The sequence below is a fragment of the Dokdonella sp. genome, assembly GCF_036518555.1.
In the GTDB taxonomy this organism is placed as follows: domain Bacteria; phylum Pseudomonadota; class Gammaproteobacteria; order Xanthomonadales; family Rhodanobacteraceae; genus Dokdonella_A.
This window is the reverse complement of record NZ_DATDMY010000080.1, coordinates 1-6,895: the sequence shown is the minus strand read 5'-3', so window position 1 is coordinate 6,895 and position 6,895 is coordinate 1. Positions and strand designations below refer to the sequence as shown.

The window sequence follows — 6,895 nt, the reverse complement described above, 5'->3', positions numbered from 1 at the left end:
GGGATGCGCAGCTTCGAGTGCGTGAGCGGGAAGTTGCCCTGCTCGCGATCGAGCGTGAACTGGTAGACGCCGTCGCCGAGGGTCAGCACGAGCACCGTGCTCGAGCCGTACACCGCGTAGCCGGCGGCGACCTGCTGCGTGCCCGGCTGCAGGAACGCGCGCTCGTCCGGCGCTTTCACGCCCTCGGGGCAACGCAGCACGGAGAAGATCGTGCCGACCGAGATGTTGACGTCGATGTTCGACGATCCGTCGAGCGGGTCGAACACGAGCAGGTACTCGCCCTTCGGGTACCGGTCCGGAATCGGGTGCGGATCGTCCATTTCCTCCGATGCGAGTGCGGCGAGGTGGCCGCCCCAGGCGTTCGCCTCGAGCAGGATCTCGTTCGACAGCACGTCGAGCTTCTTCTGCGTCTCGCCGTGGACATTCGTGCTGGCCGAATCGGCCGTGCCGGCGCTGCCGAGCACGCCGCCGAGCGCGCCCTTGCCGACCGCGATCGAGATGCGCTTGCACGCGCGCGCGACCACCTCGATGAGCAGGCGCAGGTCGGCGTTGATGCGGCCTTCGCGTTGTTGCTCGATGAGGAACTGGGTCAGCGAGATCGACTTCATGGGTGCGCGGCTCCGGGGACGGGACGGAACGCGCATTGTCCGGGCTCGGCAGGCGCCGAGAAAGAGGCCCGGCCCGAACCGACGCGTCGAGGCTGCTGACACCACGCTGGCAGTGGCGGGCCGGCATCGTAACGCCACGCCGACACCCGGCCGCCGCGATGGAGAGCGCCATGCTGAACCCGACCATGCCCGCCTGGGCCGAGATTCCGACCCTCGACCTCGACCGTGACCGGCGCCCCCACGGCGCCGGCCTGGACGCGCCGCCGCCGCGTCGGCCGCTCGCCGCGCCGTCCATGCCCGCGCGCGATGCGATCCTCGGTGCCCTCGGCATCGCCGCCCTCTATACGCTGCCCGACCTGCGCGCAGCCGCAGTCCCCTGCCGGAGCCCCGCCATGACGCTGCAAGCCTCGTCCGATCCCTCGCACGATTTCGACTTCCTGCATGGCCGCTGGATCGTGCGCAACCGCCGCCTGCGCGAGCGACTCGTCGGCTGCGCCGACTGGGACGCGTTCGACGGTGTGCAGGCGTGCCGTCCGATCCTCGGCGGCCTCGGCAACGAGGACGAGTTCATCACCGACGCGTTCGGTGCGGACCGCTTCATCGGCATGTCGATCCGCCTGTTCGACCCGCGGGCGCGCGAATGGAGCATCTTCTGGGTCGACAACCGCAGCGTGCAACTGCAGCCGCCCGTGCGCGGGCGCTTCGACGGCGGCGTCGGCACGTTCTACGGGCGCGACGCGCACGCCGGCACGCCGGTCCTCGCGCGTTTCGTCTGGACCGTGGTGTCGGCCGATCGCGCGCGCTGGGAGCAGGCGTTCTCGACCGACGAAGGTGCGAGCTGGGAGACCAACTGGATCATGGAATTCGAGCGGAGCGACGCATGATCGCGTGCGCCGCCTCCGATGCGCGGCATCGAATCGAGCACGTGCTCGTCGCATCGCGCCAGCGCATCCCCTTCGCCGGCTGGCGTGAACACCACCCCCGAGGAGTCCCCGTCGTGACGCGTGCAAGCCCTGCATGGCCGGTCGTCGAACTGCGCCAGTACACCCTCCACCCGGGCCGCCGCGACGCCCTGGTCGAGCTGTTCGAGCGCGAATTCATCGAGCCGCAGGAAGCGTGCGGCATGCGCCTGTTCGGCCAGTTCCGCGACCTCGACGATCCCGACCGTTTCGTCTGGCTGCGCGGCTTCGCCGACATGGAGCGGCGCGCGGCTGCCCTCGGTGCGTTCTACGGCGGACCGGTCTGGAAGGCGCATCGCGACGCCGCGAACGCGACGATGGTCGACTCGGACGACGTGCTGCTGCTACGGCCGCTGCGTACCGACGGCGGGTTCGCGCTCGACGACGCGCTGCGCGGCCCGATCGGCACGACGCCGGCGCGCGCGCGCCTCGTCGTCGCCCTGGTCTGGGCGATGCCGCGCGACGCGGAGCCGGCCGGGCGTCTCGAGCGCGACGTCGCCGCGTGGGTCGCGCGGATCGAGGCCGCGCCGCTGGCGGCGTTCGTGAGCGAACATGCGGCGAACACGTTCCCCGCGCTGCCGGTGCGCGAGAGCGAACACGTCGTCGTGTACTTCGCCGCGTTCGACGACGACGCGCATTGGCTCCGGCATCGAGACGGACTCGCGGCGTTCGCGCCCGAGCCGCTGCAGGTGCTGCGCCTCGCGCCGACGGCGCGCTCGCTGGTGCGCTGAGCCGCGCGGGTCGCCACGCGCGGGCAGCGTGCGATGCGATGCGATGCGATGATCCGCACGCCACCTTTCCCTTTCCCGAGGACGTGACATGAAGAAGACGTATCACGGCAGCTGCCATTGCGGTGCGGTCCGGTTCGAGGCCGATCTCGACCTCGCCGAGGGCAGCGGCAAGTGCAACTGTTCGATCTGCACCAAGACGCGCAACTGGGGCATCACGATCAAGCCCGACGCGTTCCGCCTGCTCGCCGGCGAGGAAGCGCTCGCCGACTACACGTTCGGCACGCACAGCAATCACCACCTGTTCTGCCGCCACTGCGGCGTGCGCCCGTTCGGGCGCGGCCACATCGAGGAGATCGGCGGCGACTACGTCTCGGTCAAGCTCGCCTGCCTCGACGATGTCGATCCGACCGAGCTCGCCGAAGTGCCGGTGCGCTATTTCGACGGTCGCGCCAACAACTGGTGGAACGAGCCGGCCGAGACGCGGCACCTGTGAACGCGGCGTGCGACTCGCGCGCGGCGGTTCCGCGTGCAGGCTGCGCGCGGCCACCGCGCGCGCGACGCGCCGCTTTACCGCGAGGCGGCGTCGGCGACATCATCGTCGGATGCGCCGCGCCGACCGACTGTTCCTCATCATCCATGCCTTGCGCGGACGGCGCACCGCGCTCGCCGCGCGCGGCCTCGCCGAAACGCTCGGCGTCTCGCTGCGCACCGTCTACCGCGACGTCGCGGACCTGCAGTCGTCGGGCGTGCCGATCGAGGGCGAGGCCGGCGTCGGCTACGTGCTGCGCAAGGGCGCGGACATTCCGCCGCTGATGTTCAGCGCCGAGGAACTCGAAGCCCTCGTCGTCGGCACGCGCTTCGTCAAGGCGTTCGCGGGAGCGCGCCTGCACCAGGGTGCGCAGGCCGCACTGCTGAAGATCGAGGCGGTGCTGCCGGCCGACCTTAAGCACCGCGCGATGCGCTCGCGGATCTTCGCTCCCGCGGACTGGAACGAGGCGCGCTCGGGCCTGATCGACCGCCTGCACGGCGCGATCGCCGCGCAGCAGGTGCTGCGCGTCGACTACCGCGACGAGGCCGGGCGCAGTTCGTTGCGCGAGGTCGAACCGCTCTGCCTCGCGTTCTGGGGTGGCGTATGGACGCTCGGCAGCTGGTGCCGCCTGCGCGTCGGCTTCCGCACGTTCCGGCCCGACCGCATCGTGACCTTCGAGCCCACCGGCGAGACCTTCGTCGAGACGCCCGAACGCGGCATGGCCGCGTACGTGCGCGCGATGGGCGGCGACGGCGACGGGTTGGACCTGTAGCGCCGGGTCCAGCGCAGCACGCGCAGCGGCAGGTGCGGCGCGCCGACCGCGGGTGCGACGCCGTCGGCCGCGTGGTTCGCGATCGGGTCGGCCGCATCGAGCACGTTCTCGTTCGCGCACGGAACGCGGACGGTGCCGTCGTAAAGAGTGATCCCGTCCTGCTCGCCGGCCCGGTCATCGACGCCGACGACGACGAGGATCCACGTCGAGGCCGGCATCGTCGCGAGATCGGCGGACGGAATGCGCACGACGACGGCCCGCGCTACGGCCGTCGCCTCGTCCCGCCGCCATCGCCTCGCGCGGCGCAGCAGACGGTCGCCCCCTGGCCAGCCCGCGACGACCGTCTTCGGCCGTCCACATCCCTGCATCGCGTCGTCCCCCGGCTCGTCCCGGCCACGATGCGGAACCGGTTCGCCGGTTGACGCGCGCGCCTTCCCCTCGCCCATCCTGTGGCACTGTCGATGCACCCGATCGGTGCGATCATGGCCGCTTTCGTGACGGAGAGCCCGATGAACCGCTGCTGCCTCGCCCTGCTGCTCTGCACCGGCCTGACCACGCTCGCCCATGCGAGCGACGCGGACGATCGCTTCAAGGCGCTCTACACGAAGGAATGGAGCTGGCGCCAGCAGCAGTTCGGCGGCCTCGACGACGAGGACAAGCAGGCCGACCCGAAGGACAACCACCTGCCCGCGGTCGACGCCGCGACGCAGGCGAAGCGGCTCGCCTACTGGGACGACGTGCTCGGGCAGCTCGCCGCGATCCCGCCCGCGCAACTGTCGGCGGAGAACCAGGTCAACCTCGCCGTCTACCGGCCGCAGGTCGAGAACCTCGCCGCGGACGTGCGCTTCCGCGGCTACGAGATGCCGTTCAACAGCGACTCGCAGTTCTGGTCGGACCTCGGTTTCATGACGCGCCGGCCGCTCGGCGACGCGCAGGCGGTGCGCAACTACATCGCCAAGCTCGACGACGTGCCGCGCTACTTCGACGAGCAGGTCGCGAACATGCGCGCGGGCCTCGCGCGCGGCTTCAGCGTGCCGCGCGCGGTGCTCGACGGGCGCGACGTGTCGATCGCGAGCTACGCCGAGGCGACGACGCCCGAAGACAGCGAATTCTACGCGCCGCTGAAGTCGCTGCCGTCGACGATCCCCGTCGCGGAGCAGGCCGCGCTGCGCAAGGATGCCGCACGCGCGATCCGCGAGCACGTGATCCCCGCCTATGCGAAGCTGCTCGCGTTCTTCCGCGACGAGTACATGCCGCACGCGCGCACGACGCTCGCGGCGGAAGCGCTGCCCGACGGCAAGGCGTATTACCGGCAGCAGATCCGCGAATACACGACGCTCGACCTCGACCCCGAGGCGATCCACGCGATCGGTCTCGGGGAAGTCGAGCGCATCGATGCGGACATGCAGGCGACGATGAAGGCGAGCGGCTTCAAGGGCGACTTCGGCGCGTTCCTCGAGTTCCTGCGCAAGGATCCGCAGTTCTACGCGAAGACGCCCGATGAACTGCTCATGCGCGCGGCGTGGATCGCCAAGCAGGTCGACGCGAAGATCGGTCGTTACATCGGCACGTTGCCGCGCGGGCGCTTCGGCATCGAGCCGGTTCCGGCCTCGATCGCGCCGTTCTGGACCGCCGGCCGCGGCAGCGCGCAGACGTATTGGGTCAATACCTACGACCTGCCGTCGCGGCCGCTCTACAACCTGCCCGCGCTGACCCTGCACGAGTCGTCGCCCGGCCATTCGCTGCAGGGCGCGCTCGCCGAGGAACAGAAGCAGCAACCGGAATTCCGCAGCAGGAACTACATCTCCGCCTACGGCGAAGGCTGGGCGCTCTACTGCGAGAAGCTCGGCAAGGAGATGGGCATCTACCGCACGCCGTACGAGGAATTCGGGCGCGAGACCTACGAAATGTGGCGCGCCGCGCGCCTCGTCATCGATACCGGCATCCACCACAAGGGCTGGACGCGCGCGCAGGCGATCGACTACCTCGCTTCGCACACCGCGCTGAGCCGGCACGAGGTCGAGACCGAAGTCGACCGCTACATCTCCTGGCCGGGCCAGGCGCTCAGCTACAAGCTCGGCGAGATCCGCATCGTGGAACTGCGCGCGCGCGCGGAGAAGGCGCTCGGTGCGAAGTTCGACCTGCGCGCATTCCACGACGCGATCCTCTCCGAGGGCTCGGTGCCGCTGCCGCTGCTCGACCAGCGCATCGATGCGTGGATCGCCTCGCGCAAGGCTGCGGCGAAGTCGTGACGGGCCGAAGAGCGGAAGCTTGAAACACGAAGGACACGAAGGACACGACGGAAAGCAGGGTCAAGGAAATGCTTCAAGACTTGAGACACGGAGCACACGGAGCACATTGAGAATTCGGGAGCGAGAAGAGCTTGTTTTGACTTGAAGGCTTTTCCTCCGTGTGCTCCGTGTGCTCCGTGTTTCAATCGTTGAATATCTTGCTTCCTTCGTGCCCTTCGTGCCTTCGTGGTTCAGTCTTTACGCTTTTGCTTCCCCCCACGTCACAACGCACGCATGAACGCGACGAGATCGCTCTTCTCGCGCGGCGTGAGACCGATCGAGAAGCGCGTGTCGTAGAACTCGACGACGTCCTCGAGCGTCGCGGCCGCGCCGTTGTGGAAATACGGCGCGCGCGCGGCGAGACCGCGCAGGACCGGTCCCTTGAACTTGCCGATGTCGGCCCAGCGACCACTGAGCAGCGCCTTGCCGGGATCGGTGGTGCGGCGGATCTCGCCGGTCGCGTCGTTGCGCAGCGTGTACAGCGGCATGTCGGGCGTGCGGCGCGATGCGTCGGTGAGGCCGAGGTCGAGCGGCAGCGAGACCGTGTGGTTGCCGACGTTCGGCGCGTTGTGGCAGGTGGTGCAGGTGCCGTGGATGACCGTGACCCCGAGCGCGTCGTTGAGGCCGCCGACATCGCGGATCGCGATCGGCTTGCTCTCGAACAGCCGCTCGCCGCGCGCGACCGCGCGCCGACCCGCGTCGTGGTCGTCGCTCCAAGCGTCGTAGAGCGTCATCGACGCAGGATCGAACGCGGCGCCGGTCGGGTCGGCGCCGAGCGTATCGTTGATGCCGACGTGGAACCGCTGGTTGGCGAGCGCGCGCGGCCCGCCGAGCGCGTCCGCGTCGTAGAGCCAGCCCGCGCGGCGGTCGCGTACCTGCGCGGTGCTGAGGCCGAGTTCGAACGCGACGATCGCATCGAGCTGCCCGTCGCTCGGCGCGATGCCTTGCGCGTGCCCGGTCGTCGCGTCGATCGCCTGGTGGCGAAGGCTCGCCGCAAGGTCGGCG

The 6,895-nt window shown here is 69.8% G+C and carries 6 protein-coding genes and 1 pseudogene; 5 read left to right on the top strand and 2 right to left on the bottom strand.

The genetic code is table 11. The features are described 5' to 3' along the window. On the bottom strand, positions 1–608 hold a 608-nt coding region (locus VI238_RS05145; protein ID WP_331649145.1), incomplete at its 3' end, for a class 1 fructose-bisphosphatase. Between the two features lie 170 nt (positions 609–778). Between VI238_RS05145 and VI238_RS05140 the strand changes: the two genes are divergently transcribed. The 5 genes from VI238_RS05140 (at position 779) to VI238_RS05120 (ending at position 5,851) form a co-directional block, all read left to right on the top strand. Then, on the top strand, positions 779–1,492 hold the full coding sequence (locus tag VI238_RS05140) for a hypothetical protein (RefSeq protein ID WP_331649143.1): 714 nt from the start codon (positions 779–781) through the stop codon (positions 1,490–1,492). Positions 1,493–1,605: 113 nt separating this feature from the next. Beyond that, positions 1,606–2,298 (top strand): NIPSNAP family protein, encoded by a 693-nt coding sequence (locus tag VI238_RS05135; protein WP_331649141.1) that lies wholly within the window; start codon positions 1,606–1,608, stop codon positions 2,296–2,298. A gap of 88 nt (positions 2,299–2,386) precedes the next feature. After that, on the top strand, positions 2,387–2,791 hold the full coding sequence (locus VI238_RS05130) for a GFA family protein (RefSeq protein WP_331649139.1): 405 nt from the start codon (positions 2,387–2,389) through the stop codon (positions 2,789–2,791). Positions 2,792–2,900: 109 nt separating this feature from the next. Beyond that, a complete protein-coding gene (locus VI238_RS05125; protein WP_331649137.1) occupies positions 2,901–3,599 on the top strand; it encodes a YafY family protein in 699 nt (232 codons plus the stop codon). Positions 3,600–4,108: 509 nt separating this feature from the next. Next, a complete protein-coding gene (locus VI238_RS05120; protein ID WP_331649135.1) occupies positions 4,109–5,851 on the top strand; it encodes a DUF885 domain-containing protein in 1,743 nt (580 codons plus the stop codon). 260 nt (positions 5,852–6,111) lie between these two features. Here the strand turns inward: VI238_RS05120 and VI238_RS05115 are convergent. Beyond that, positions 6,112–6,895 (bottom strand): annotated as a pseudogene (locus VI238_RS05115) (hypothetical protein); the annotation flags it as partial.